We start from the raw sequence: 23,103 nt of genomic DNA, 5'->3' as shown, positions 1-23,103 counted from the left end.
GTTGGGCGAAGGCTGGGAATGGAGAAATCACATGAGCACCACAAGGAAATTCGCAATGGTTTTGTCTGCGGTGGGCATTTTGGGCGGATGCGCCGTAAACAATTCTGACACGCTCGCTCGCAAACCCATGAGTACGCTTGAGCAGGATCAGCAATTGGTCGCTATGGGGATTCTTCCGCCGTCTGTTTTGGAAATTGACGCCGAATTGGAAAAGGTTCCGCCTAACAGTCCTAGAGCCCTCCAACTGCTGAAACAGAAGCTTGCGGTCACTCAGCAACAGCAGAACAGACTTCGAGCAGAGGAAGCCTTAAGCCCGCCAGCTATAGCCCCCTCTCAACCGGAAGAGCAAGAGCAACGCATGTGCTCTGTGAATAATGGGTCCGCCATATATTTAGTGCCTTGCTAAAAGCATTTCAGTGCAAAATTTCGGCGAGCGCGAGGAGGAGGGCGAGCCGTGCATGACGACGGCCTGCTACTATCGCCAGCTTGACCGCGTGATCGGGCCTGACCAATGGCGGCAATTTCGCTTTCCAGCTCCGCTCCACATGGAGCCGGGGCTGGGACACGCCGAGCCCAATCAACTCGCGGAGGTTGAGGTTCTGGGGATGGGTTATGGGCTGTATTGGGAATGCGATGTACGTGGACTAGTCTACCCCCGACCTGATGGCGGGGTATCTGCGCCACCAACGCCTATTTTGGGCGCTCGAATTGGTTCCTTGCCGGATCGCTAAGCAGCGGAAAACGGGCTGCTGCGATCATGAGTTTGATCCAGTCATGCGCGCATGAATGGGCATGATCCATATGCTTATCTGAAGCAAGTTTGACTTGTCTGCCGACGCGACGGGCGATTGAGATCATGGAGTTGCTGCCGCACAAGTGGGCATCCGTTTAACTACGCAAGGCGTGTTCGCCGTGCGCCTACCGTCATTTGGCCTATATAGCGGACATTGGGCCTGTGCACTACCAAAGTAGATTGGGGGATTGCTGCGCGCAAATCCATTTCTTAGCGAAGGCGTACCTCAGCGCGTAAGCAGCCGAAACACCACTCGCGAAGGATGACCACCCCCGTAATGATTTTAGAAAAAAGCTTAACTTAGCGCTTAGAGATATTTTTTGAACGTCGCGGCTGTGATTGCCGTAGTCACCCCAAGCATCACGGAGCAAGGTAGAAATATCACCATTGGATTAATCGTAAAGGGCAGGGATAGGTAGATAATCCAAGGCACGACCAGTAGTGGTATTACCGCACGTTTAGCACGGTGATAAACAAAACTACTCTCTCGGCCAGCGCCAAATTTGCGTAGGTCGCGGCGCATCAAACCATCGACAAAACCAGTAAACGTGGCCAACAAAAATAGTGGTGTGGACAGGACCAGAATGGCCAGGCGCACCACGAAGGTAAAGGTCACATACACCGCCGCCAGCACGAAATCCTCAATGCTTACGTACAGCTGATTGATCCAACTCCAGAAGTTTTTGCCCTGGCTCGACACCCGCGCCTGCTGGGCAAAATCTGCAAAGCCGGTCTTGACCAACAACCATTGATTGAGAAAATCCAGCCACTGGACAATCGTCTGTCCGGGTTGTTGAATGATGAGTGAAGATTTGAAGTGCTCGCTGACCCAACCCAATTCGCTACTCAACATGGCTTGGCTGTGTCGCCAGCCCTGATCACTCCAGAATAGCAGCAAACCGGCGAATTCAATCAGAATCGAGAACAGCAGTGAGGCAACCAGCAAGCCGATGATGCGCTGGACCAGGCTGATGGCCGAGACGATCATTCCCGGATGCTGGATCGGTTGTGGCGGCGTGTTCTGTACGGAAGTCACCATCATTCACTCCATTGGTGCCACATGGCTGATGGCGTTAACGCGCCTTCTGTATGTGTTTTGCTGAATCGAAACCAGGAGGGGTAGGGCTACCCCACCTGATCTAAATCGAAGTTGGTAGTTGGGCCGCCACTGCTTGCGCTCCACCACTGCCCCGCTTGCGCGTTGTAGGTCGCCCGCATTCGCTGGGTGAGCTCCTGCAGGTCCTTGGGCATGGCATCGTCGTTGGAGGGTTTTGGCAATGGCATGCGGACTTTCCAGAGCTGCCCACCGGCCTGGAAGGAGAACATTTGCCCCTTGGGCAAACTGACGATGTGAGCCGGCTCGATCAGCGGCACACTGGTGCTGCTGACACGGTCCTGCGAGGAGGAGGTGAAGTCTGTATTGGCTTCAGGATCGGAGGTGTCGGTGGCACCCGACACCAGGGTCTTGGTCAGCACGTTAACCTTGGGCAACTGCTGGGTGAGCAGTTCCGCAGTGGCGGTTTCGCGCACGCGGAGCATCTGTAGGGTGTTGAAATTGCCGATCACCTGACCGGCCTTCGCGCGGTTACCGATTCGCGCTTCGATATCGCTGAGGGTCTGGGTGTAGGCGGTTACCTGGATACCGGCACCGCCGCCCTTGTTAATCAGCGGGATGAATTCATCACCCATCAACTCGTTGAATTCATCGGCGTGGAGGTTGATCGGCAACTTGTCACTGTTGTTACCCGATTGGGGCAGGCCATGGTCGATGCCGTGTTTGTAGATGTGTCCGGCGACCGAGACCAAGTCGGCGAACATGGAGTTGCCCACCGCGGCGGCCACCTCGGCGTCGGTCAGTGCATCCAGACCGACGTAGACGATGCCGCGTTTTCGGATGATCTGCATCCAGTCGAAGATTGGCCGCGGGTCATCTAAATCGGTGTAGTTTGGAGCCAGTAACTGGGCGGTCTTGCCGGTGGTGAGTTTCTCCAGCAGCGGCAGGAGCGAGGCAACGATTTTGTCGAAGTAAGTACGGTCATATCGTACCGCCGAACGCAGTCCGTCCATTACCGGATCAAATACCCGCTTCAGCGCCAAGTACTGCTCGATGGCCACCACACGCTTTTCGCGCCCGATCATATGCCGGGGGATGTTCTTCTCGGAGAGCTTGCCTTCAAGCTGGACGATCACTTCCCACGCCTTTGGGTCGGTCTTGGCGAAAAACTGCTGGGCGTATTCGATAAACAGTGCGTCGATGTTGACCACATGTCGCTGGATCTGCAGGTAGTCCGGACGTCGGCCCAGCTCGATCAGAGCGCGGGCAATGATGTTGACGAAACGCCAGGCGAACTCGCGAAAGGCTGCGGAGTTGCCTTCACCACTGAGCTGCCCGGCGATGCGCGACGCCACTTCCGAAATACGTCCGAAACGCCCCACGGCGTTGTAGCGGGCGGAGATCTCCGGCCAGCCTAGATGGAACACATAAAACTCCTTTTCCCGACCAGCGCGTTTGGCTTCGACGTACATCCGTTTGAGCAGGTCGGCATCGCCCTTAGGATCGAAGACGATGACCACCTCATGTTCGACGCGGTGAATGTCCTGGGTGATATACACCTCGGCGAGCCGGGTCTTGCCGACACGGGTAGTGCCGAGCACCAGGGTGTGTCCGACCCGTTCGCCCAGCGGCAGACTGACTTCCGTTTCATCGGGCTCGACCCCATGCAACAGTGGCGAGCCACCTACCGGGGGCAAAGGCCGCAACGGATTGAAGGCACTGTCCCAGGCCGTGACACGGGCCAGTATCGAGAGTGGAAACGGTGCATGCTCCAGGCGCCGTTCGAGTCCACGGGCCAGGCGGTAGCTGGTCGGTTGGTCGACATAGTGGGCGACCGCCGGATCCTGGGCCTCGACCAAGCGCTGGGTATGCAGGCGGGTCCAGCGAAAGCCGCGACCCATGAACAGACGCTTGCGGCTTACCGGAATCTGCCGACTGGTCAGCTCGTAGCGGGGCAGCCGCCGGATATTGCGCCGATAACGCAGCACCTCCCAAGCTTGTCGCAGCCGGATAAGGCCGAACAGGGCATAGGCCAGCGCCGCCACCAGCCCGATCTCGGATGACAGGGCCACAGCCCAGGGCGAGTACACGCACAACACCGCGGCAGCGATACAGATTGCTACGGTGTACAGCTCCACCGCTGGCCGGAGCTTGGACTCCATCGCATGCTCGGCCATGACCTGGACTCACTGTTCCAGTGAGGTGGAAGTGATCAAGACGGGATAGTGCTCAATCTGCAGGCGGGTGGCGATGTCGTTGCCGTTGACCGGCAGGATGGTGATGCCCGGCGCGGCCGCTCGAATTCGGGCCAGGGCTTCAGTATCGGTCACTTCGACGGCGAGGCCGGCCGCCCCCATTTCTTGCAGTTCAGTCGCACGCTGATGCAGCCAAGCCAACGATTGGGGATCCTGCCCGACAAGGAAAAATGGCCGCAAGCCCGGCATGTCCAGGGCGCGAGTTGTGATTTGGCCTGGGCTCAAGTGAGAGCTGCGCACGGGCAGTATCCAGGTTTCATCGGCAAATGCAGGTAGGTCTGCATGTATGGCCCGAGCAGGCAGGGTCTTGTTGTTTATTGGCGGCCTGGAAGCGTCAAACTGGGGACGGGTGAAACCGCCAGGCTGAGCTTCTGCAAACGACAGTCCTGGATGGGCGAGCGCAGCCAAGAGCACGGCGAAGTAATACGCACTGTGAATTCGCTTCATGGTGGTGTGCCCTGTTTAAAGGAAACCTGCAGTCGTTCGAGTTGCCGGGTAAATCCGGCGCGGTAACGCGCCGCCGACGTTCCTCCTGCCGGGCGGTGATAGCGTCCGGCAGCTGACACCCAGTCACCGGTGACGGCGTGATGCTCCTGCAGCAGCGCGGCGGTCACGGCGAGATTTCGGTAGGGATCAAGGGCTTCGCAGGGGGTGGAATAACGTTGTCCGTGGTAACCCAGGTTGATTTGGCCGAGTCCGGCATCGACCCGCTTGGCGTCATGTCGGGCGAGGGCCTGAAGCAAAGCGTGACAGGCGGCCTGGCGAGTGGCGAAGCGGTAAGGTGTTCCAGCGATGTTCAGTGTCCAGGGCCAGGGCAGCAGTCGACCACGGACGTGGATACCACTCTCCTGCAGGGCGATAGCGAATAGCACCGTAGAAGGAATGTCGGCGTCATGCGCCGCCAATTGGTAGGCCGGAGGCGGAAGTTCGTCAGCCTGGACGGCGAGCATTGTCAGCATGAGCGCAATACCACTCAGTCGATGCGTTGCCATTGTCCATTCACCTCTTGAAATGTGGCAGGCAATGGCCCCGGGGCTCCCAGGCTGAACCAGCGACCACGGTCATGGTTCAGGGTGATCTGCCGGCGTTGAACCTTGGTCGGATCAACGGCTGCTTGCCGAGCCCAGCTACGGACGCGTTCATCCTCGCCTTGGCTGCCCACCAGGTAGATATCGAACGCCGTGTCACTGTTTTGCAGACGCTGCGCTTCGGCGGTGCACGCTGGGCAGTGGTCCTCCACAAACAAGGCTTGACGCGGCATGACCGCTGAGCTGGCAGGGGACGGGGATGCCATGCCCTGGATCGGCAGCAGCCCGGGAAACAGCTTGGCCCAGGCCGCGGTGTAAGCGTTTTGGTAGGCCAACTCGCGCTCAGCGCGTTTGGCTTCCAGCGCTACCTGCAATTGGGCATAGCGCTGGCGCTCTTGGTCGGTCTGGGCCTCGACCCCGAGTGCGGTTAACGGATCGAGGTGCGGGCTCCAGAAACCGCGTGGGCCGGCTTGGATCTGTTCGAAGCGCGTCCACTCCTGCTCCGTCAGACCCCAGCTCGCCGCCTGTTCAGAGTCAGAGCGCCCCAGCGGAGCAGACTGCGTGTCCTGGGTCCGTGACTGTGTCGTGACGGGGTTGCCCATCGCAGCGCCCATGGCCAATAGCGAAGCGAGACAGACGACGGTGGGCAGTAGCGCTCTGTTCATGTTCGCTTCTCAAGGGAGGTGCACGGTCTGGTCTGGCTGAGTGGCCACCGCGAAGATGGCTGAGTTCGACTCCAGCACTTTCAGGTGCCAGGCTCCGAGCTGCTCGCCGCTATGCAGCAGCCGGACATCCGTGAGCGAGCGACTGTCATGAGGTGCGACTGCCAAAAAACGCTGACCACCACGGGATTCGACCCCCAACACCGAGAACGGTGGCGAGAGCGGGACGGGCTTGGGGCGAGCGGTCTTTTTCGGTTTGGTCGCAGAAGGCGTCGGCGGTGGAGGGAATGGCTTTGTCCTGAGGTCCAGGAGCTGCTGCTCGACCTGTTCAAGGCGTGCGCGCAGCGCTGTTAGGTCTGCCTCGGTGGCGCGGGCTGCCAGACCATCGCGCAGCTCCTGTAGTTCTTGTGCCCACTGATCCAGCATCGGATCGAGGGTATTGGCCTGTTGCTCACCGGTATCGACCATCTGCTTCAGGTCTTTCAGTGCGTAATGCAGCTTCTCCTGGGCGTCCTTGAGGGCGCTTGAATCATGTTGTAGGGAGTCCAGGGTTTGTCGGTATTGCGTGTTCGTGCTCTGCAGTTCGGCCACGCGTTGATACTGGTTATACAAACCACCGCTCAGGCCGGCGATCGCCAAGCAAAGCAGCCCAATGATGAGGGTTTGAAACGTCGAGGCTCTCATGGGCGTGCCTCCAACAGATAGGGCGAGACGGGTGTGATCAGCGCGACGCCGGTCTCCGTTTTCTGCTGTTCGAAGCAGACTGAACGGCTGACTTCGTCGGTCGTGAGTTGCCAGGCGGGGCCAGCGAGCACTTGCAGCGCGCGGCGTAAAGGGATTGGACCAAGCCGGTAATGGGCAGCGGGGAGGGGCCGAGTAAACAGCACCCTCACCGACGCGGTAACGGGGCAGAGCGCATAGCCCGAGCGCTGCAATACGTACTGCAATGCATCCTGCACCGAAGGGTTCAGGCTGGACGGGATGCTCACGTCAATGATTTGGGCAAGAAGATCGCGTTGTTCCGTGGTGGGCTCGGTGCTGACCAGCGTGTAGCGGCCATAACGAAGCTCTGCCGGATGGCTTTCTTCGGCTATGCCCTTCGAGTGCTGGGCCCGATTGGAGCCACTGTCAATCTCTGGATCGGTCGGCAAAGGGTTGGGGATTTGCGCGGTGCAGGCGCTCAACAAACCCAGCAGGCAGACAGGCGTGAAAAAACGCTCCATGGAAAAAACCTCATGTCAGATTCAGTGCAGAACCTGACATGAGGTGAAGGAGCGATTCAGTGAGAAAGTTGATTCAAGGTGGGTCGTGTTAACGCTGAACACGTTGCTATTCATCGAAAATGGCGAGCCCATCCAAGACGGCAGCGTCGGGGTCGAAGATCAACAATCGCACATCCGCCAATGCCGCCAAATACAGTACGTTGACCAAGGCTTCCGGTGTGCCTGCGTCGAGTTGTTCTTGTCTCAAGCTCGAATAACGATTGCCCTCAATGTTCAGCAAGTTCTCGTCCGTCCATGGCGTGCCGATCAGTTTGCAACCGATACCGCAGCAATCTGGCAGCGTAAAAAGCTCGAACAAGAGGCCGGTTTGCCGCAGAGCGAAGTTACTGACCCACTCCTCCAGATAAAGCATCGCTGCTTCGGGAAGGTGCGCGGTACTGATTTCCCAGGCTCGACTGTAGTGTCCCGTTTCGAAGCTCAAGCGATGGACCATGGCTTGGGCCTCTTCCAGGGAGTACAGATCACCGAGGTGATGCCGCTCGTTGAGCATTTCGCCCATTACAGCGTAGATCACTTGGCGCACTAGCCCACTGGACTGACAGCGTTCGTCCAAATCATCCGAAATGGAATGGCCTTTGCTGATAATGGCGAAATCGTCATTGAACAGGCAGGGGAACAGTTGCAGCTCGTCGTCGGGCAGATGGGCCTGTGTGTCGTGCACGGGTCGAAAGCAGGGAGGGCAGTCGTCTTCGTAGGTGATCAGTAGCAGCCGTTCGATATGAAGGTTGTCGTAACCGCGAGCAAATGGGTTGGAGGCCGTCAGCAGGGCTGCAGCTTGGTGTGTGGGGTTCATGAAGGTTCTCCAGAATGAAAATGAACAAGGCGCCCGAAGACGCCTGTGAGGGTTAAAGCCAGCCATGTTCGGCAAGAGAGAGAGGACGACCTTCACCCACGATGAAGTGATCCAGTACGCGCACTTCGATCAAGGCCAAGGTCTCTTTCAACCGTGCAGTCAAGACGTGATCCGCCTGGCTGGGTTCTGTACAACCTGAGGGGTGGTTATGAACAAAAATGGCGGCCGCGGCGTTATGCGCTAGGGAACGCTTGACGACCTGGCGGGGGTAAACGCTGGCGCCATCAATGCTGCCGTGAAAGAGGACTTCGAACGCCAACACCCGGTGCTTGGCATCGAGAAATATCACACCGAAGACTTCATGCTCTTGTTGCACAAGATGCAGTTTTAGGTATGAGGCCACGGCGTCAGGCGACGTCAGGTTAGGGCCGCGGTTGAACAGCCGACGATCCAGAATATGCAGTGCTTCGTCGATCACCTGGTTTTCTTGGACGATACAATCAGCCTCGAAATCCGAGGTCTCAATCAGGGTGAGTGGGGTGTTCATGGGGGTACCTCCGAAGGGAAAAATCAGGGGTACACGCCCGAGGGGAGTGGTGTCCCCGAGGTGGGTGTGGAGTCGCGGGCGTTAGCAGGTGGCGCGCTGTTTACAGCCGCGTGAATCGGTGGCGTTGACCGTGTAGGTGTGAACCACAACCGTCGCAGGGCAATGGGGAAAAGGCTTTTATTCCCCAGCCAGTTTCGGGATCGAAGTCGGCACTGATGGGCATTAAGCGAACCAGTCCACGAGGGATGTCAGCGATGCGTTTCTCGATTTCATTCGTCGTGTAGTAGAGCGACAACGTGCTGTAGTCCTCGTAAGCCGTAGCGAACAGGCAGTCGTCGCAAAGCCAGAAGGATTCCATGTTGGTTCTCCTGTGCGGATTGAAGAAAAGGCGCTCGACGGAGCGCCTTGATGAGGAACATCGTGGACTGTTCAGGCGGACTGAACGGTACGGGTGGCATCACGGCGGGCCGTGCGGGGAGTGGGTGGAGATTCAGGTTCGACCCGAGCCTCTGTTGGGTTTGCGGACTCCTCAGCTTCGGCATCTGCCGACGCTGAGGATGGCTCACTGTTTGGCACTGGCTCAGCAGGTGCTGTTACTTGCTGCCTGGCGGGCGCTTTGTATTCGAACGTGCCGTTGACCTTGATCCAGTCGATGAACAGCAAACGACCTTTCAGGCTGGCGCCCGGTTGGCCTTGTTTCTCGCCTTTCTCGTAGAGAAATGGATCGATCCACAGGTCGCCGATACGGAACGACAGCAAGACCTTTTTCTCGGCGTTGACGGCGTCCATATAGAGTCGAATCAAGCGTTCAGCTTCGCCCCCCGCGACTTTGCAGTCGAAACGGGTGTACTCGACCGCATCGGAGGCACCGTGCAGGGCGGCGATATCGCAGGCCATGAACGGCTGGCCGCGGCGGACTTGGACTTCACGAACACGGTTGAGGTAACCGATACCGACGGTGTGCAGGTTGAAGTAGGTGGTCACTTCTTGGGATTGGTTGGCGTGGGCCATGGTAGTTCTCCTGTTTCAAGGGAAAACGGCGACGCACAGTCCCTGACGGGGAAGTGAGCCCCCGTCAGAGTGGGTAAGGTGAAGGCGAGCGATGAGCGACTCGGCACCGGCAAGCCGATGACGATCAGAACGATGCGTCTGGGGAAATAGCGGTGCAGCAGAGGAGCATCTGCGTTGGTGATCCGCAAGCATAGGGTAGTGGGCATTCATCACCGCTGAAGCGGTAACCGCGCGAGCTTCCGAACGCTGATCGCACTTGGGTAAACCACCACGAACGTGGCGTAGCCTTGAAGGTTCTGGCTACCTGGGCTGGGCTGTCAACGACAGCGAACCACGCCCTTTGTATAAGCCTGTCATAGGGGAGCGTCAAGACGCTGCCACCCGATTTTTTATGGCCGGAATATAGTGGTAGTCACTGGACTGAAGAAAGTGAAGAGTGCGCCTGGCGGGGTGCCAGGCGAAGAAGAGAAAAGCCACCTTTGACGGTCATACGCAGTCGATAAGCTCCTCGCAAAACTTGATTTAACTGCGCCATGATTCGCCAACCGACCCGTGTCGTGGCCTGGATCGGAACATGCTGGCACGCATCCGCGCACAAAGGGTGCCCAGTGTTTCCCCGGCGGGCTCCGGGGCTGAATACAATCGCCGAAGCGGATGACCGCTATTGCCTGGTACAAGCAACAGCGGTCATCCGCCACATTGATCAGGTCGAGCACAAACAGGAATGAAATCCCACTGAAGAGAAGGCCCCGAACTCTAGAAGTCCGACCGAGCTACCCGGAGCGCATCGGTCTTGGGTCGCCGTAGGCGATGATCCGAAGGCACTACAGCAGAGTGGGAAGGATGACGTCAAGGCTGAGGGCAACCCTCAACGCCTCGAGATCGACTACGAGTGAAGGAGCCTATTTCTTGGCGAGATGAGCAGCCAATTGCTCGACGGTGGCCAGGATAAAGGCACGGTCACTCTCTTTCAGACCGTTCAGCATACCCGCAATCATCTGGCCTTGGTCGTTGGGACGACTGCTCGACTCCGTGAGCAGCTCATCCATCCTGCATTCAAAAATATCTGCTAACTGCATCAGCTTGACCACGGAGAGCTCCACCACACCCCGCTCCAGGCGCGAGATGGCTTCACTGCCAATCCCCAGGCGTTCAGCCACCTCTTCCTGGGTCAGATTACGCTGGGTTCGGTGCTTCGCGATCATGCGCCCGATTTGGGCTTGGGTTGGATGTTTATGTGCCAAGTGATGAGTTCTCCAATTCAACCCGAATGGTTGAGCAAAGACCCATTGACATGAACATCCTTGTAGGTTGAGTATCGACTTATAGGGTTGTTATATTGACTGAAATATCTGGTTGTCGCGACGTGACATGTGTTCCCCCAGGAATTAGAGCGCGTAGTGACCAGTGAGACTGAGCGGTCTGATAGGACCAAATGGAGGCAAGGTTGAGCATGGATGAGCAGCGAGAGCAAGACATGGACCTGATCTGGGCTCGAACACTGGAGCTGTTTATCAAGATCCATGACTGCCCTGATAACCCTGAACACCGCGACAGCCTTGTTCATTGGCTTAACGAAGATCCTGCTCACCTGAAAGCGTTCAACGAGCTGGGGCAGATATGGATCGCGACAGGCATCGCCTTGGCCCGTGAAATAGGACGACCGCTAGACGACTTGGAGAAGGGTCAGGCGCCGTTGATGATGCACTGACAACACCCCCCCGAGGTTCATGTGAACACCAATGGCGACTCATTGAAGACGCGTACCTTTGCTGATCGGCACAGTGCCTTTGCAGTCCGGGTACTGGGAGCATGACCAGAACGGCCCTGATTTTCCCTTACGCCTGAGCATTGAGGCATTGCAATTGGGGCAAGCCGGCCCGGCTTCGACCGGTACCGACAAAGTGAGCGCTCCGCAGTTTGCGATCAGCTGTGTAATCCAGTGCGCCTGCTTGGCAACGAATGCATCCAAGGTCAGACGTCCCGCTTCGATTTCATCCAGAGCCTGCTCCCAGATCGCTGTCATACCCGGATCCGCGACTGCAGCGGGCACTGCCTCGATCAGGGTATGGGCCGCTGCGGAGGCCATCAACGCTCGTTTTTTCTTCAACAAATAACCGCGATCAATCAACCCTTTGATAATGCCAGCTCGCGTGGCTTCGGTGCCGATACCGGTGGTGTCCCGAAGTTTCTGTTTCAGGCGCGGATCGTTGACCAGCTTGGCCACATTTTTCATTGCCTTAATAAGATCGCCCTCGGTGAGCTGTTTGGGAGCAGCGGTGCGCATGGATTTGAGTTCGACGTTGTCCACTGCGCACCGCGTACCCTGCTGTAGGACGGGCAATACCTGGGATTTTTGACCGGGTTCATCGCCTTCGGCTCTGTCGGATAGCAAGCTTTTCCAGCCTTGGACGAGGATCTGTTTGCCAACAGCAGTCAAACGTTCGGCGCCGCACTCCAGTTCGACCTCGGTTCGATCAAACTCGTGATGCGGCAGGAATTGCGCGAGGTAGTGGCTACGAATCAGTTGGTAGACTTGGCGTTCTTGTTCGGACATCCGCCCAAGGTTCGCTGGCTCGGTGGTGGGTATGATGGCGTGGTGCGCGGTGATCTTGGCATCGTTCCATGCTCGTGAGCGCAATGATTGATCGACGCTTGCGAGCGCTGGGCTTAACGCAGGATCCATTCTGAGCAGGGCATCGAATACCGCGGCTACCTCGTTGAACATGCTCTCTGGCAAATAGCGGCAATCGCTGCGCGGATAGCTGGTGGCTTTGTGCGTTTCATATAGGGCTTGGGCGATGTTAAGGGTTTCCTGAGCGCCGAGTCCCAGCTTGCGTGAACAGACTTCTTGCAGTGTGCTCAGGTCGAAGGGCAGGGGGGGCGCTTCGCGGAAATGCTCAGTCTGCAGCAAAAGTACTGTGGCGCTTTCATTGCTAGAGATCGCTTGGACGGTGCTACTGGCTAGCGCCCGCCGCAGGCAACGGCCGGCCGCGTCAGCCCCTGAACTGGGTGGTAACCACGACGCGATGAATGGTTGCCCCATTGAGGACAGGTGCACGTCCACGTCCCAGTAGGGCACCGAGACGAAGCTGGCAATTGCCCGATCCCGATCGACCACCAGACGTAACGTGGGTGTCTGGACGCGCCCAACTGACAATACACCGTCGTAACCTGCCCGCCGTCCGAGGAGGGTGAACAACCGACTCAGGTTCATGCCTATCAGCCAGTCAGCGCGGCTGCGTGCGAGGGCTGAGTGATAGAGCGGGAAGGTCTCCTGACTAGACTTCAGTGAGGACAGTGCCTTGTGAATTGACGCCTCGTTGAGTGCGGACAACCAGAGGCGCTCAACATGGCCTCGGTAGTTGCAGCGTTCCAGTAACTCGCGGGCAATCATCTCGCCTTCGCGATCGGCATCGGTCGCGATGACGACGGTGCTAGCTTCGCTGAGCAGGCGCTTGATGACTTTGAACTGTGCTGCAGTCTTGGGTTTGACCTCGACCTGCCAATGTTCGGGAACGATCGGTAGATGATCCAACGACCAGGATTTGTACTGATCGCCATAGGCTTCAGGTGGGGCCGGTTCCAGCAGGTGACCGATACACCAGGTGACGGTTGTCTCGGGCCCGATCAAGCAACCATCGCCACGTCGGCTGGCTCCGAGAACCTTGGCGATGTCACGACCTTGGGAGGGTTTCTCGCAGAGAAAGAGACGCATAGAACTGCTCCGGGTTGAGTTCGGAGCAGCGTTGTTGGAAACAGCAGTGGCGAGCTATGAGAAACCCGAATGACAGGTTCCTCATATTTGTCGATGAAGGCAGCCATGGATAGATCGGGCCTAGGTGTGGCGTGGGGCAGCAGGGCGGATCTTCACGAGCAGCGAGTAATAATGGCAAGAAACTTCGCGTAGGCGCATTTTTTATGCCTAATGCCCGTCAACCTGGAGACGACGGCTCTCTGCGCTTTTTGGACTTTGACGCAGACGACCTGGCATGGTCTGTAGTTTGCTTAACATCTGCCGCAGATGCGGCCGGTTCACTGGATCGTTCCCGCATGACCACACTGTGTACCCGATGGGGTAGGATGCCGACTCGACGGGCCTCGATCTTGAAGGTCACCCGCGCATTGTCTTCGCTGTCCTCCCACTCATCGCGTACGGTACGGCCTTCGACCAGCACACGCATGCCTTTCTGGTACAGCGTGCTCCAGTGTTCTGCCTCGCGGTGCCAGAGCTCAACTGGCGCCCAATAGCCGCCCCGATCTTCATAGCTGCCCTCGCGTGGCACGGGGTTGTCGAAGTACACATTCAGCCGTAGTAAACGCCGTGGCTCGTCATTGCCTGATGAAAACTCCTGGAACTCTGGCGTACTGCCAATGTTGCCTTCGCCGACAAAAAAAGTACTCATCCTGATACCTCCACTGCGGTTGTGAACTGGCGCAGCAGCCGTTCGGCACTGTCCATTTTGATCGCGCAGGTCGTGGCCTGGCGGTAGAGCGAATGCACCACACTCATCTGTAGGTTCAGCGCGATGCGATTGCATTCGAAACGGTGTAATCCCTCGCGTACGACCTGCGGCAAGGCTTTGTTGCAGACCTGGCGTTCCCAGACCGAGACTCCCATACGGGCAAAATCACGGGTGCGCCAACGCAAAAAGGTGCTGCCAGCGCTGGTGTTCTGCAGCACCAATCGAATATCCAACAGTGAGTAAGGGGGCTGTCCAGCCTGCTGCAACACCGCCTCCATCAGGCGGCACAACTGCGCCTCGATTTCCCTCGCCACCTGCGCCAGATGCTCCAACTCCCCCTTACCCTTAAAAGGTTTTAAAAGGCCTTTTAGGTAGGCAGCGTGTTCGAGTTGTCGATAGGCATCCGGTGTCAATGTTTCGAAGGGCATTGGATGAGCCGGGATCATCGGATTCATGCTTCGTCCTCCGGCTCATTCACTGTCGCAGACGACGCTCCCACGTCCTCTGCCAACGCGTCGGCGTCATCCACTGCCACCGCACCACGGCGAGTGATTGGCGGCGCGAACTGGGAGCGGCGATGACCCTCCAGGATGTCCATCGGGGGTAAACCCATCTTCTCGATGGCCGCAATGGCACGGGCGTTGTTCGCCGCCATGTCATCACGCGTGACGCCGGCGTGCCGGTAGCGCTGTGCCTGACCAAACAGGCTGCGCAGCAAATGGGCGCCGTCGTCGATCCAGGCTTCCATGTCGATGCGGCCGATCAGGGCGGTGTGATGGGCCAATAGGGTCCGGCGCACCAGAGTGTCGTATTCGGTCAGCAGGTAGACCGCCAGAAAACCCAGCTGGCTGCCGATGTACAATGGCAAGGTGACGGGGTGGATGTTGAGGTTGTCGCCCATGTCGATCTGTGTCGGCAGGTCCTGTCTGATTCGGTCCAGCTGTTGGGTCAGTTCCAGCATCCCAGCCTTGGCCTGCATCAGTTTTTCTTCGAGTTGCACGATGGCCCAGTCGGCGTAGGGATCGTCCTGGGCCGCGGTTTGTTTGATCAGGTTGGTGACACTGATGTAGCCGGCCATGCCCATGATCGAGTGGACGCCTTCACGTGCGACCCTACCTTGCCAGATACGGGCGGCGTGGTGGGTGTGCAGGGTCAGGGTGATGCTGCTGCGCAATGAACCCAGATTGAGTTGATAGTGATCGGCCACGGTGTTGTCCTCGCATTCGCTTGGACAGGAACGTTGCGACAGATGAGGGGCAAGGACAGCCAAAAAGCTGAATGCGGTCTGTTCGGTTTGGTTTAAGAGGGTTAACTATGTAGACGTCAGTGGATTTGATGCCACTGGCATCAAATCCACTGACGTCTACATTCACGGGAGGAGATGTCCCGGCTTTTCTTTAAAAGTTTGATGGTTTGGTCCGATGTGTTCGTAGAGTGGAACTTCATGGATTTGATGCCACTGGCATCAAATCTACTGACCTTCAGAGCGTTTGCCGCGCAGTTGGCGTAGCTCATTCAGGCACGCTTGAGCGAGGGCTGATGCAGGTTCGCCCGGTTGTCGAGAGGGGCGCGAGGGGGCCGGTGTGGCCGGTACTGCAACGGGGGACGACTCTGCCTGACCTACCCAAGGACGAAATTCGCCTTTCAGTGCTCGCTGTATCAGTCCCATCAGATAGGCCGCTGGCTTGCGGATACCACCGGCCGCACAGCGTGCACCGGCTTCGTTGAGTACTGCTTGACGATCCGAGGGTTTGAGCTTATTCAGCGCCACGGTGACGGCCTGACGCTCGCTCGGACTCAGGTGCATCGGCTCGGGCCAGTGAAGGTTATCCACCGCTGGGGTCGCGCACCGTACAGTACTTATACTTTCTTTTAATACAGTACAGGCGCCATTCGGATTCCGAACGGTGCCAGAAATACTGGCGTTCACGCCTGTTTCGGATTCCGAACGAGGGCCTGCACGATTTCGAACGAGGGCATCTTCCCCCCGTTCGGAATCGTGCAGAGTGGCATCGGTTGCCGGATCCAATCCTTGCTGCGCCCAAAGTTCGCCCCAGCTGTCGAGTCGCGTCGGTAACCGATCCCGATCGATGTTCGTGTCTTGGCGGATTTCCTCCACAATGTGCTGGGCGACAATACGCACAGCCTTCGTTGCATGACCGAGGGCATATCCGACTAGCTCCAGGTAATCCTGATCCAGTTCTATGGCTTCGGCGGGGGTTAACGGCTCATCGTGCAGAACGTACAACGAACCTTGAAGACGTCCGCTGAGCTGATCGCGTCCGCGACTCACCAAACTGAGCCAGCGCGTCAACCTGAGCATCGTCAACACCCGAGCAATGGTTTCACGGGAGGCTGCCGCACCGTAGGGCACGCTTGACAAGTACGGCTGCAAATCCTCATAGCGTGGCGTGACCACGCCACGGCCTTGCAGAATGAGCCGAAACACCTGCCAGGCATTACGTTCCAACGGTGTCAGCCGACTGTCCAGCAGCAGCCGACGCGGTACGACCTCGTGTGATTGACCACTGAACAGAAAGCTAGCCTGCAGAACCTGGTTGGAGGGTTGCTCAGTGGTAGGGCGTGCTGGCCAGCATTCACTCAGTTGCTGGGTGCATTGCTGCAGGACACGCTGCCAGCGGTTGGAAGGAGTAGTGTTCATGTTCCATTGCTGTACTGGTCGATCTGCTGCCAGACGATGGTCAAGCTGATCCGTTGCTCCTCCGCCAGCATCATCATGGCGTCGAGCTGATCCTCGGAGCCGTCCTGAGCGCGTAGCTGGCACCATCGCTGCCAGAGCGCATGTTCCTGCGCTTCGCTCAAATTCTGAGGACGGCCCTTACGGGTTTCTATCTTGAGCAGACGTCGACGCAGGGCGGTTTCCGAATGCGCCAAGCCGAAGCACCGATACATGATGGTGCTGCTGGCGCCGAGTTTGAGCGCTCGGTTGATCAAGCGCTCGTTCTGCTCGTCGCGATCAGCCTGCTCGATCAACCGGTGTAACACTGGTGAGTCGATCTTAACCTCGACCCAAGACACGGTGGCATGGGCCAGGCGCGACAGCGTGGTGGGCGGTAAGGATTGCAATAAGTAGATGTCGTCCTCACTCAGCCCGAGTGCCTTGCAGCGTTGCAGATTACCTAGACGCAGCTCATGCAGTACCTGGGTCAGCATGGCCTGGTTGAGCACATTGAAGGACAGGCTCATGGCAATTTCTCCGGTGAGTCGTCTTCAGGGGCAAGCGTTAGGTCGATGAGACGACGGGCCAAACGGATCAGGCGATACAGTTTGATTAACAGCCTGTCGGGCAGCCGCTCCAGTCCCACATCCATGGCGGGACGATCTGTGAGCGGGAGTTGATAGACCCCCAACAACAGCTGCCCGAACAGCGCTGAAGGCAGTTGCTTGCGATCCTCCCAGTTCACTTCGTCTTGAGCACGCAGCAGGGCCAGTAGCATTAAATGAACGCCGGTCGCGCGAGGTGCTGCAAGATCAACTCGCTCGATGTTGAGGGCGAAGCCCATGCCATGCTTCTGATCGATGATGCTCTCGGGATGTCCGGCGTAGGTCGCCATTTCCCGAGCCAGTCCGGCGATAGCTAAACGTAGTTGTTCGGGGTTATCCAGTGTTGGTGCGATGATCCAGATGTCGTCGATCGTGCAGCCGTCGTCCGTCGGTGCTGCTTCGGTGGCAGTTTCGCGCTCGATCTGTTTGCGAATCTGATGAACTCGGGACGTAGGGCTGACCGCTGAAACGACATTGGTTTCAGGCGGTGTAAGCAGTTCCTCTCGCGCTGTTTCGGTCTGAGTCCTGGTCTCAGTTGATTTGGGGCGGGACTCGGAGGAGGGAGTTCCTACCGCGGCTTCATCAACGCTCGGCAGATGGCTGTTCTCTGAGGGCGTGGTGACGACAACGCTAGGCGTCGAGATGACCCTTTGAGTATCGCTCAGTTCCAGGGCTAACATGCGGTAGGACTGTCCGAGTAAGCGGCCCATGCGTTCGAGCAGTTCATCCTGGATTTGCTCAAGATCGAAGGATTCGGGGTCGGCATCGAAGTCGACGAGGGTACCGAACCAAAACTCGGCGAACTCAACGGTGGCGGTTGGATAACGGTTCCAGGTTCGTTCGGCCTGGCTACGCAGAGCGATCAGGCGTTCGATCTGGGACTTACCCAATCCGGCGTACAGGGTTTGCGGGATGGCGGGCAGTAGGTGTTCAAGGGTGTCCAGCATCCGGCTGATGTGCGACTGCGAAATTGGATAACCCCCAGCGGCGAGACGTCGTGCCAGCTCACGTTGCGAGAGCACAGCTCCATCTGGTTCGAGCATGGTTTTGAGTTTGGCCACGGCCAGCGCACGCTCAATGAATGTGAGCTGGCCATGCAGATCGCTTTCGGCCAGATGGCCGAGCAGGGCGCTGATTTCATTGCTCCAAGGCCGGAATAGGCAGTGAATGCGAAAGAAGCGTTCGTCACGGGTTTCCTGCCACAGTTCGCCGAGAATCGCCAAGCGAGTATTACCGCCGTTACGGATGATGAAATAAGTTTCTCCCGGGCGGCGGGTAATCGGCGGTGGTTGATCCAGCCCACGTTCACGGATCGAGGCTTTGATATCGTCATACAGCGGATTGCGGATGAAGCGTGGGTTGTGCTCGTAGGGCCGCAACTGCTCCAGCGTGACCAGCATAGGGGTGTCGATGACTGGATCGGATAGTCGCTCCAGTTCTGGACCCCGAGGAAAATGGTCCTGGTGCAGTTTGTCGGTGATCTCCTCCTGACTGAGCTTCTTCATTTGAACAGCCTCAGTTAACGCCGGTTACGCAAATGGTCACCGACCTCAAACTTAACGATCTCGGCTGTTCCCGAACCTTCGAAATACCGAGACAGTTTCGCGAGAAACCTACCCATGGCCGAGCGCCCACGCTGCAGGCGAAAGACCACAGTGCAGTACTCTTCACTAGGTGGATGATCTTGCCGAATGGATGGCTGAACGATGATGGGAAACTGATCCAACATCCAAAGACTCCTCGCCAAACGCTGTTGGCCTCAAGGTTGAACAAACAAAATACCGTCTTCGGAATTCGCCTTATCGAACCTCTGCGTATCTACTCAACCTAGAAATCGCTTCGCGCCATTCCGGAAACAACTCAATAGCCAGCGCTTGCATGGTTTCCAATGATGAGGACGAGCGTCGTTCACGTGACTGGCGAGTCTCGATACGGTGGGCTGGTAGACCAAGGGAGGCGGCATTGAGATAAGCCACTCGGTCTGGAACTACGGTGTCTAGAACTGAGATGTTGGTCACCTTAGCGAAGCTTTCACGCAGGCCATTGATGATCATCCGGCTGTCTACCCGATTGGCGTTCACTTGGTTAAGCAATAGCCGCAAGGGTGGCGGCGAAATGCCCAGGTGACTAAACGGTTCGAGCTCACTGAGCAGCTTCAAGGTACCGCGGCGCAGTTCGCGGGCCGCGAGCATTTCCGGAGTGATAGGGGAAAGGGCGAGATCGGAGGCTAATAGGGCCACCTCCAGCAGGACGCTGCGTGCACCCTGCGTGTCGATCAACAGCAGGTCATAATGGGGGCGCAATATACTTAACAGATTGCGCAGCCGCAGCCGTCCATCCGGGGCGTGTATTAACAGTGAGCCAAGTCGGCCTTGGTCATCGTTGGATAGGATCAGGTCAAGTCCTGTAATCACTGTCTTGGAAATGAACTGCGCAGGGGTTGTTAAGTTGAATGCGATGAACTCGTACGCACCCACATCAGCCTTCTGACTCAAGGCGTAATAGCTGGAGAGGGTGGGTTGGCTATCCAGATCGAGTAGCAGAACGCGCAGACCCGCATCTGCCAATAGACCGCCAAGGTTGGCGGCTATTGTGGTTTTGCCCACCCCACCTTTGGTGGATACCACCGAAATCACACGCATGGCATCAGGCCAGTTTATCTAAGCGTTCAACGACCCACTGCTCAATCTCCAGCGAGTCCCAGCCGACCGCACGCATGCCAATGCGTCTAGCCTGAGGAAATTTACCTTCCTTCATCAAGTTGTAGATGTGGGCACGCTTGAAACCGGTTTTACGCTCTACCTCGTCGCGCCGCATGATATGACGTTCGATTTGTTTTGGCGTCGCAGCAACGGTGGGGGAGGATTGATGGGACATGGTGGTCACTCCTAGAGCCAGATGGCGTTGGGTGGGAAGTGACCTGGATTCAATACCAAAAAACACTGCCGGTCATTGCAATGCAACGTCGGTGATTGCGGTGCAACCCTCATCTTTTGGCTTGGGCGAGACTACGTTTTGCGGCCGCAAATTTCTCATCCAACGATCGCTTGCTCAGCCCTGGTACTCCGTCGTAATACGCGGTTATGGAGTCGACGATGGAAGCCTGGCTATCGAATATAGAGTGCTTTCTTCCTGTTGAGGACGATCCCAGTATGGTATTTACCAGCGCTCCAATGACATTCAGGTAGCTCGCTTTGCTTTGGTTACTGACCTGCTCTTTGTTTTCGGCAAGCACGCGCAGATTCTCGCGCTCCAGCCCAGCTGCTTTGAGCTCATCGATCAGCGTTTGGAGGTGTTTCTCGGTTGCCTTTAACTGCACCTGTAAGGCGTCCCGATCTGCTTGTAATATCAAGTAGGTGCTGTAATGGATCGCAACCTGATCGGCGGCAATTGGGCTGAAAAGGAAGGTGGGGCGCTGATCTGGATGGTAGTGAAACATCCACCGCTTTAAATCCGAATGCCTGACAGTCAGTAATTTAATATCGACGGGAGTACCTGGTGCAACCGTAGTTCCCAGAGCTCCGTAAGGTAGTTCGTGGTTTCGAATGGCATCCAGAATTTTTTCTGTGTTGATGTGCAAGCATGGCCATTGTGGAAAGCCGTGGATAATTCGCCCTGGGGTGTCCCATGTTAACTCCAGAATCTGAGCCTCATGAGCAATAAGATCGCACCAGCGTATTGCTGCTTCGATGGGACTATAGAACAGCTTTTCAATTGAGCGGAAGCTATTGAGATCGTACATAGAGGTAGCCCTGTTATCAAAGGGCAGACCCGCTAGGTAACGTCTAAAGATCCAACATTTGATCTAGGCTTCCATGCGGTTGCTGTCCTATATTCCCTGATAAGTCACAATTTCTGTCGTCCTGATGCGTTTTTTCAGGCGGTATGTGAGGGGTGGCTATTCTAAGAATGCCGAGCCGTTCCCCTCACAGGACGGTTAGGACATCGCAAAACAAAACTAAGGATGGACACGATATCGCAACTATTTTTACCTCTCAGCTGTCTCTCCTGCCGGCTGGAGCCCTAATCAACTCCATCCACCGTCATAACTATTTTCGAGGCGCTGATGCAGGTGCCGGCCTTGTTCAACGTCCAATATTTCGGAGACCATCAGACCACACAGGAACCCTCGCATTTGATGATATGTGTTCCCCGCTCCCGCATGATTGAGGGCCTTCCAGCGATATGCTTCGACCTGAGGTCGTAAAAGGGGCAGCTCTTCTCTATCGTCCACCAACTGGCACAAGTCATCAAAAAACTGGTTGGCGGCCGCGATGGCGGCGATGCCTTGTAGGGACTCATACATGAATCGACCTCCTTCCCGTTGCTACATGCCTGGAACGGAAAACTGACGATAATGCGGTCCTCGCCATCTATGTAGCTTAGAGCGCAGCCGTGTTCTGCAGCTGCGTATCACTATCACCACTATGCGTTTCTGACATCGCTTTATCTCCGTGCCCAAGGCCTTTTTTTGGATGGTAGACGGGGATGCATCGTTAGGTCTCACATTCGTTTTAGAAGATACGAGCTTCCTGCTAACAACTGACTTAAACGAACCCGCTCGCTTGATGTACTGCCTAGCATGGCTAGTGAGTGGCACGTAGACGGTACTGGCGTTCAATGCGGGTTAGGTGAAGATCCTTCTTCTGATAGGTGCTAGCTAGGTCATGAAATCTACGATCCAGCACTAAAGTTGCCGACAGGTCTTGGCAGCCCAGGCCTAAGGCGACAGCTGCAGGAGAAAAACGCCATAGCCCCAAAGGAGAAAATGTCTATGGCGGAGGGCCACCAGACTTTAAATAGGATTACTCCTATTTATTAGGCAAGTGGCCGCTAAAACGGATTTTTTACTACTTGTGCCTCTAGCTTGTCATCTATTTATCAAGATTGTATGAAGAGTCTATCAATTTCTTATCAATGGCCGGATATTCAGAGACTTAGATGATGAGTGGTCGATCAATCTGTAGTGATATTCAAATGCGACCCTTTGGCAGATAAGACTTGGACTACTGATCGCTGGCCGTTATGTCTGCACTTAGTTGCTTGACGCGGACTGGGACCTTAAGCATGTACCCCGGTCTCATTAGGCGAAATCTATATTCGAATAGCGTAGAGGCTATCCACAGCTCTCTGAGCCTGAGAGCTGTTGCTCCAGCGCAGCCATTCGCCATGCCGCCGCAACAGTTAGTAGTACGGCTGATTCGGTCTATTTTTGATATTTCATTATGAATCAATTGGTTGGAGTTTTTTTTTGGCGAGAACAGTATTTTTTTATAAAAATTGACGTCTTAACGAAAAATTCACAATAACTCGACCGTTTATTAATGGGCTCGGCCTAATTTGAGAGGCCATGATAATAAAAAAGGTGCTGTGATGGCCCAAACGTCCACGTTCGAGCGCTCGCTTATCCTCAGCAAGCTTGAATTGTATGCCGAGCGGCTTGCTGAGCTAGCGTTCAATCTTAAACGCTCAGGCCATCCCCATGATGCCGTGAAGCTTATGGTCGAGGTGGAGCAGTTGATCAACGTAATAGATCGCCTAAAGGCAATGGATATTGATTAATCTGTGATTAGCGCCCGGTTTTGAGCTCATCGTTCTGGGCAAGGTGAACATCCTAGGTCTCGCTGGATAGGCCTTTTTGTCGCAGAGGCCCGCCATCAGGTTGGAGATAGACAAGTCAACGTGCATCGGATCCGAATGCAGCGGGTAATCCACACTCAGTATCTCGACTCCGCGAATTGATCGGCATCGGCCTGATCCAGCCCTGGAGCGATGTGGGGAGTGGTAGGACACACTGTAGCTGTTTAAGCTCTACGCTTACTTGGTCAAGCTTCGGGCCTTAGCAGGGCGTACCAGCGTGAGTCACTCTAACCCGCGTTCGCAGGAACTGTGCGCAGAATGCTTTAGCAAGGCACTAAATATACGG

27 protein-coding genes and 1 pseudogene are annotated in these 23,103 nt (G+C 56.5%); 4 read left to right on the top strand and 24 right to left on the bottom strand.

Features of this window, described 5'->3' with window-relative positions; genetic code table 11:
* Positions 1–31 precede the first annotated feature (31 nt).
* Together MF6394_RS13395 and MF6394_RS13390 are read left to right on the top strand one after the other, a co-directional pair.
* Positions 32–406 carry a hypothetical protein gene (locus MF6394_RS13395; protein WP_070411930.1) on the top strand — a complete coding sequence of 125 codons (375 nt, stop codon included), beginning with the start codon at positions 32–34 and terminating at the stop codon, positions 404–406.
* A gap of 291 nt (positions 407–697) precedes the next feature.
* Positions 698–892: pseudogene (locus tag MF6394_RS13390) on the top strand (transposase domain-containing protein); the annotation flags it as partial.
* A gap of 208 nt (positions 893–1,100) precedes the next feature.
* On the opposite strand, the gene MF6394_RS13385 reads toward MF6394_RS13390, so the two are convergent.
* From MF6394_RS13385 to MF6394_RS13330, 12 genes are all read right to left on the bottom strand, one after another.
* A complete protein-coding gene (locus MF6394_RS13385; protein ID WP_070411929.1) occupies positions 1,101–1,832 on the bottom strand; it encodes a TIGR03747 family integrating conjugative element membrane protein in 732 nt (243 codons plus the stop codon).
* An 86-nt stretch (positions 1,833–1,918) separates the two neighbouring features.
* Positions 1,919–4,024 (bottom strand): type IV conjugative transfer system coupling protein TraD, encoded by a 2,106-nt coding sequence (traD, locus tag MF6394_RS13380; protein WP_070411928.1) that lies wholly within the window; start codon positions 4,022–4,024, stop codon positions 1,919–1,921.
* A 9-nt stretch (positions 4,025–4,033) separates the two neighbouring features.
* Positions 4,034–4,549 (bottom strand): integrating conjugative element protein, encoded by a 516-nt coding sequence (locus MF6394_RS13375; RefSeq protein ID WP_078466825.1) that lies wholly within the window; start codon positions 4,547–4,549, stop codon positions 4,034–4,036.
* Entirely contained in the window at positions 4,546–5,094 is a 549-nt protein-coding gene (locus MF6394_RS13370; protein WP_070411926.1) for a lytic transglycosylase, read from the bottom strand. The genes MF6394_RS13375 and MF6394_RS13370 overlap by 4 nt, the downstream gene beginning before the upstream one ends.
* Positions 5,076–5,795, bottom strand: coding sequence for a TIGR03759 family integrating conjugative element protein (locus tag MF6394_RS13365; RefSeq protein WP_070411925.1), 720 nt, complete (start codon positions 5,793–5,795; stop codon positions 5,076–5,078). The genes MF6394_RS13370 and MF6394_RS13365 overlap by 19 nt, the downstream gene beginning before the upstream one ends.
* A gap of 9 nt (positions 5,796–5,804) precedes the next feature.
* Entirely contained in the window at positions 5,805–6,476 is a 672-nt protein-coding gene (locus MF6394_RS13360; protein ID WP_078466824.1) for a chemotaxis protein, read from the bottom strand.
* Entirely contained in the window at positions 6,473–7,015 is a 543-nt protein-coding gene (gene pilL2 / locus MF6394_RS13355) for a PFGI-1 class ICE element type IV pilus protein PilL2 (protein WP_058426004.1), read from the bottom strand. The genes MF6394_RS13360 and pilL2 overlap by 4 nt, the downstream gene beginning before the upstream one ends.
* Positions 7,016–7,121: 106 nt before the next feature.
* Positions 7,122–7,868 carry a DUF5983 family protein gene (locus MF6394_RS13350; RefSeq protein ID WP_078466823.1) on the bottom strand — a complete coding sequence of 249 codons (747 nt, stop codon included), beginning with the start codon at positions 7,866–7,868 and terminating at the stop codon, positions 7,122–7,124.
* A 52-nt stretch (positions 7,869–7,920) separates the two neighbouring features.
* Positions 7,921–8,415: a RadC family protein gene (gene radC / locus MF6394_RS13345; protein WP_058426002.1), complete on the bottom strand. Its 495-nt coding sequence runs from the start codon at positions 8,413–8,415 to the stop codon at positions 7,921–7,923.
* A 100-nt stretch (positions 8,416–8,515) separates the two neighbouring features.
* Positions 8,516–8,773, bottom strand: a complete 258-nt coding sequence (locus tag MF6394_RS13340) for a hypothetical protein (protein ID WP_058426001.1) — start codon at positions 8,771–8,773, stop codon at positions 8,516–8,518.
* Positions 8,774–8,844: 71 nt separating this feature from the next.
* Complete coding sequence (locus MF6394_RS13335) at positions 8,845–9,426, bottom strand: STY4534 family ICE replication protein (RefSeq protein WP_070411921.1); 582 nt, start codon at positions 9,424–9,426, stop codon at positions 8,845–8,847.
* A 902-nt stretch (positions 9,427–10,328) separates the two neighbouring features.
* Positions 10,329–10,670, bottom strand: a complete 342-nt coding sequence (locus MF6394_RS13330; protein WP_070411920.1) for a helix-turn-helix domain-containing protein — start codon at positions 10,668–10,670, stop codon at positions 10,329–10,331.
* Between the two features lie 209 nt (positions 10,671–10,879).
* On the opposite strand from MF6394_RS13330, the gene MF6394_RS13325 reads away from it, so the two are divergent.
* Complete coding sequence (locus MF6394_RS13325; protein WP_070411919.1) at positions 10,880–11,137, top strand: hypothetical protein; 258 nt, start codon at positions 10,880–10,882, stop codon at positions 11,135–11,137.
* A gap of 39 nt (positions 11,138–11,176) precedes the next feature.
* Here MF6394_RS13325 and MF6394_RS13320 read toward each other — a convergent pair whose 3' ends face one another.
* The 12 genes from MF6394_RS13320 to MF6394_RS13265 form a co-directional block, all read right to left on the bottom strand.
* Positions 11,177–13,144, bottom strand: coding sequence for a DNA topoisomerase III (locus tag MF6394_RS13320; protein WP_070411918.1), 1,968 nt, complete (start codon positions 13,142–13,144; stop codon positions 11,177–11,179).
* Between the two features lie 217 nt (positions 13,145–13,361).
* A complete protein-coding gene (locus MF6394_RS13315; RefSeq protein ID WP_070411917.1) occupies positions 13,362–13,832 on the bottom strand; it encodes a single-stranded DNA-binding protein in 471 nt (156 codons plus the stop codon).
* Positions 13,829–14,347 carry a DUF3158 family protein gene (locus MF6394_RS13310; RefSeq protein ID WP_070411916.1) on the bottom strand — a complete coding sequence of 173 codons (519 nt, stop codon included), beginning with the start codon at positions 14,345–14,347 and terminating at the stop codon, positions 13,829–13,831. The genes MF6394_RS13315 and MF6394_RS13310 overlap by 4 nt, the downstream gene beginning before the upstream one ends.
* Positions 14,344–15,099, bottom strand: coding sequence for a PFL_4669 family integrating conjugative element protein (locus MF6394_RS13305; RefSeq protein WP_070411915.1), 756 nt, complete (start codon positions 15,097–15,099; stop codon positions 14,344–14,346). The genes MF6394_RS13310 and MF6394_RS13305 overlap by 4 nt, the downstream gene beginning before the upstream one ends.
* A gap of 264 nt (positions 15,100–15,363) precedes the next feature.
* Complete coding sequence (locus tag MF6394_RS13300) at positions 15,364–16,554, bottom strand: STY4528 family pathogenicity island replication protein (RefSeq protein ID WP_078466822.1); 1,191 nt, start codon at positions 16,552–16,554, stop codon at positions 15,364–15,366.
* Positions 16,551–17,099, bottom strand: a complete 549-nt coding sequence (locus MF6394_RS13295; protein ID WP_070411913.1) for a DUF2857 domain-containing protein — start codon at positions 17,097–17,099, stop codon at positions 16,551–16,553. The genes MF6394_RS13300 and MF6394_RS13295 overlap by 4 nt, the downstream gene beginning before the upstream one ends.
* Complete coding sequence (locus MF6394_RS13290; protein WP_070411912.1) at positions 17,096–18,682, bottom strand: ParB family protein; 1,587 nt, start codon at positions 18,680–18,682, stop codon at positions 17,096–17,098. Before MF6394_RS13290 ends, MF6394_RS13295 begins: the two co-directional genes overlap by 4 nt.
* A gap of 14 nt (positions 18,683–18,696) precedes the next feature.
* Positions 18,697–18,906: a hypothetical protein gene (locus MF6394_RS35015; protein ID WP_070411911.1), complete on the bottom strand. Its 210-nt coding sequence runs from the start codon at positions 18,904–18,906 to the stop codon at positions 18,697–18,699.
* Between the two features lie 70 nt (positions 18,907–18,976).
* Positions 18,977–19,819, bottom strand: a complete 843-nt coding sequence (locus MF6394_RS13280) for a ParA family protein (protein WP_070411910.1) — start codon at positions 19,817–19,819, stop codon at positions 18,977–18,979.
* A 4-nt stretch (positions 19,820–19,823) separates the two neighbouring features.
* Positions 19,824–20,054, bottom strand: coding sequence for an AlpA family transcriptional regulator (locus MF6394_RS13275; RefSeq protein ID WP_070411909.1), 231 nt, complete (start codon positions 20,052–20,054; stop codon positions 19,824–19,826).
* A gap of 109 nt (positions 20,055–20,163) precedes the next feature.
* Positions 20,164–20,919 (bottom strand): hypothetical protein, encoded by a 756-nt coding sequence (locus tag MF6394_RS34290; RefSeq protein ID WP_070411908.1) that lies wholly within the window; start codon positions 20,917–20,919, stop codon positions 20,164–20,166.
* A gap of 285 nt (positions 20,920–21,204) precedes the next feature.
* Positions 21,205–21,483 carry a hypothetical protein gene (locus tag MF6394_RS13265; protein WP_070411907.1) on the bottom strand — a complete coding sequence of 93 codons (279 nt, stop codon included), beginning with the start codon at positions 21,481–21,483 and terminating at the stop codon, positions 21,205–21,207.
* A 1,067-nt stretch (positions 21,484–22,550) separates the two neighbouring features.
* Here MF6394_RS13265 and MF6394_RS13260 point away from each other — a divergent pair.
* Positions 22,551–22,739: a hypothetical protein gene (locus MF6394_RS13260; protein ID WP_070411906.1), complete on the top strand. Its 189-nt coding sequence runs from the start codon at positions 22,551–22,553 to the stop codon at positions 22,737–22,739.
* Positions 22,740–23,103 lie beyond the last annotated feature (364 nt).

The organism is Pseudomonas sp. MF6394 (assembly GCF_002018845.1).
Taxonomy (GTDB): Bacteria; Pseudomonadota; Gammaproteobacteria; order Pseudomonadales; family Pseudomonadaceae; genus Aquipseudomonas; species Aquipseudomonas lactis.
The sequence above is the reverse complement of the archived record's forward strand: the minus strand, read 5'-3'. Positions and strand labels throughout refer to the sequence as shown.

Coding starts and splice junctions, on each gene's coding strand:
- MF6394_RS13325 (WP_070411919.1), top strand. CDS start 10,880: ATGGATGAGCAGCGAGAGCAAGACATGGACCTGATCTGGGCTCGAACA.
- MF6394_RS13395 (WP_070411930.1), top strand. CDS start 32: ATGAGCACCACAAGGAAATTCGCAATGGTTTTGTCTGCGGTGGGCATT.
- MF6394_RS13295 (WP_070411913.1), bottom strand. CDS start 17,099: ATGAGCCTGTCCTTCAATGTGCTCAACCAGGCCATGCTGACCCAGGTA.
- MF6394_RS13365 (WP_070411925.1), bottom strand. CDS start 5,795: ATGAACAGAGCGCTACTGCCCACCGTCGTCTGTCTCGCTTCGCTATTG.
- MF6394_RS13350 (WP_078466823.1), bottom strand. CDS start 7,868: ATGAACCCCACACACCAAGCTGCAGCCCTGCTGACGGCCTCCAACCCA.
- MF6394_RS13340 (WP_058426001.1), bottom strand. CDS start 8,773: ATGGAATCCTTCTGGCTTTGCGACGACTGCCTGTTCGCTACGGCTTAC.
- MF6394_RS13290 (WP_070411912.1), bottom strand. CDS start 18,682: ATGAAGAAGCTCAGTCAGGAGGAGATCACCGACAAACTGCACCAGGAC.
- MF6394_RS13300 (WP_078466822.1), bottom strand. CDS start 16,554: ATGAACACTACTCCTTCCAACCGCTGGCAGCGTGTCCTGCAGCAATGC.
- MF6394_RS13360 (WP_078466824.1), bottom strand. CDS start 6,476: ATGAGAGCCTCGACGTTTCAAACCCTCATCATTGGGCTGCTTTGCTTG.
- radC (WP_058426002.1), bottom strand. CDS start 8,415: ATGAACACCCCACTCACCCTGATTGAGACCTCGGATTTCGAGGCTGAT.
- MF6394_RS13385 (WP_070411929.1), bottom strand. CDS start 1,832: ATGGTGACTTCCGTACAGAACACGCCGCCACAACCGATCCAGCATCCG.
- MF6394_RS13310 (WP_070411916.1), bottom strand. CDS start 14,347: ATGAATCCGATGATCCCGGCTCATCCAATGCCCTTCGAAACATTGACA.
- MF6394_RS13370 (WP_070411926.1), bottom strand. CDS start 5,094: ATGGCAACGCATCGACTGAGTGGTATTGCGCTCATGCTGACAATGCTC.
- MF6394_RS13315 (WP_070411917.1), bottom strand. CDS start 13,832: ATGAGTACTTTTTTTGTCGGCGAAGGCAACATTGGCAGTACGCCAGAG.
- MF6394_RS13260 (WP_070411906.1), top strand. CDS start 22,551: ATGGCCCAAACGTCCACGTTCGAGCGCTCGCTTATCCTCAGCAAGCTT.
- traD (WP_070411928.1), bottom strand. CDS start 4,024: ATGGCCGAGCATGCGATGGAGTCCAAGCTCCGGCCAGCGGTGGAGCTG.
- MF6394_RS13275 (WP_070411909.1), bottom strand. CDS start 20,054: ATGTCCCATCAATCCTCCCCCACCGTTGCTGCGACGCCAAAACAAATC.
- MF6394_RS34290 (WP_070411908.1), bottom strand. CDS start 20,919: ATGTACGATCTCAATAGCTTCCGCTCAATTGAAAAGCTGTTCTATAGT.
- MF6394_RS13320 (WP_070411918.1), bottom strand. CDS start 13,144: ATGCGTCTCTTTCTCTGCGAGAAACCCTCCCAAGGTCGTGACATCGCC.
- MF6394_RS13335 (WP_070411921.1), bottom strand. CDS start 9,426: ATGGCCCACGCCAACCAATCCCAAGAAGTGACCACCTACTTCAACCTG.
- pilL2 (WP_058426004.1), bottom strand. CDS start 7,015: ATGGAGCGTTTTTTCACGCCTGTCTGCCTGCTGGGTTTGTTGAGCGCC.
- MF6394_RS13375 (WP_078466825.1), bottom strand. CDS start 4,549: ATGAAGCGAATTCACAGTGCGTATTACTTCGCCGTGCTCTTGGCTGCG.
- MF6394_RS35015 (WP_070411911.1), bottom strand. CDS start 18,906: ATGTTGGATCAGTTTCCCATCATCGTTCAGCCATCCATTCGGCAAGAT.
- MF6394_RS13280 (WP_070411910.1), bottom strand. CDS start 19,819: ATGCGTGTGATTTCGGTGGTATCCACCAAAGGTGGGGTGGGCAAAACC.
- MF6394_RS13265 (WP_070411907.1), bottom strand. CDS start 21,483: ATGTATGAGTCCCTACAAGGCATCGCCGCCATCGCGGCCGCCAACCAG.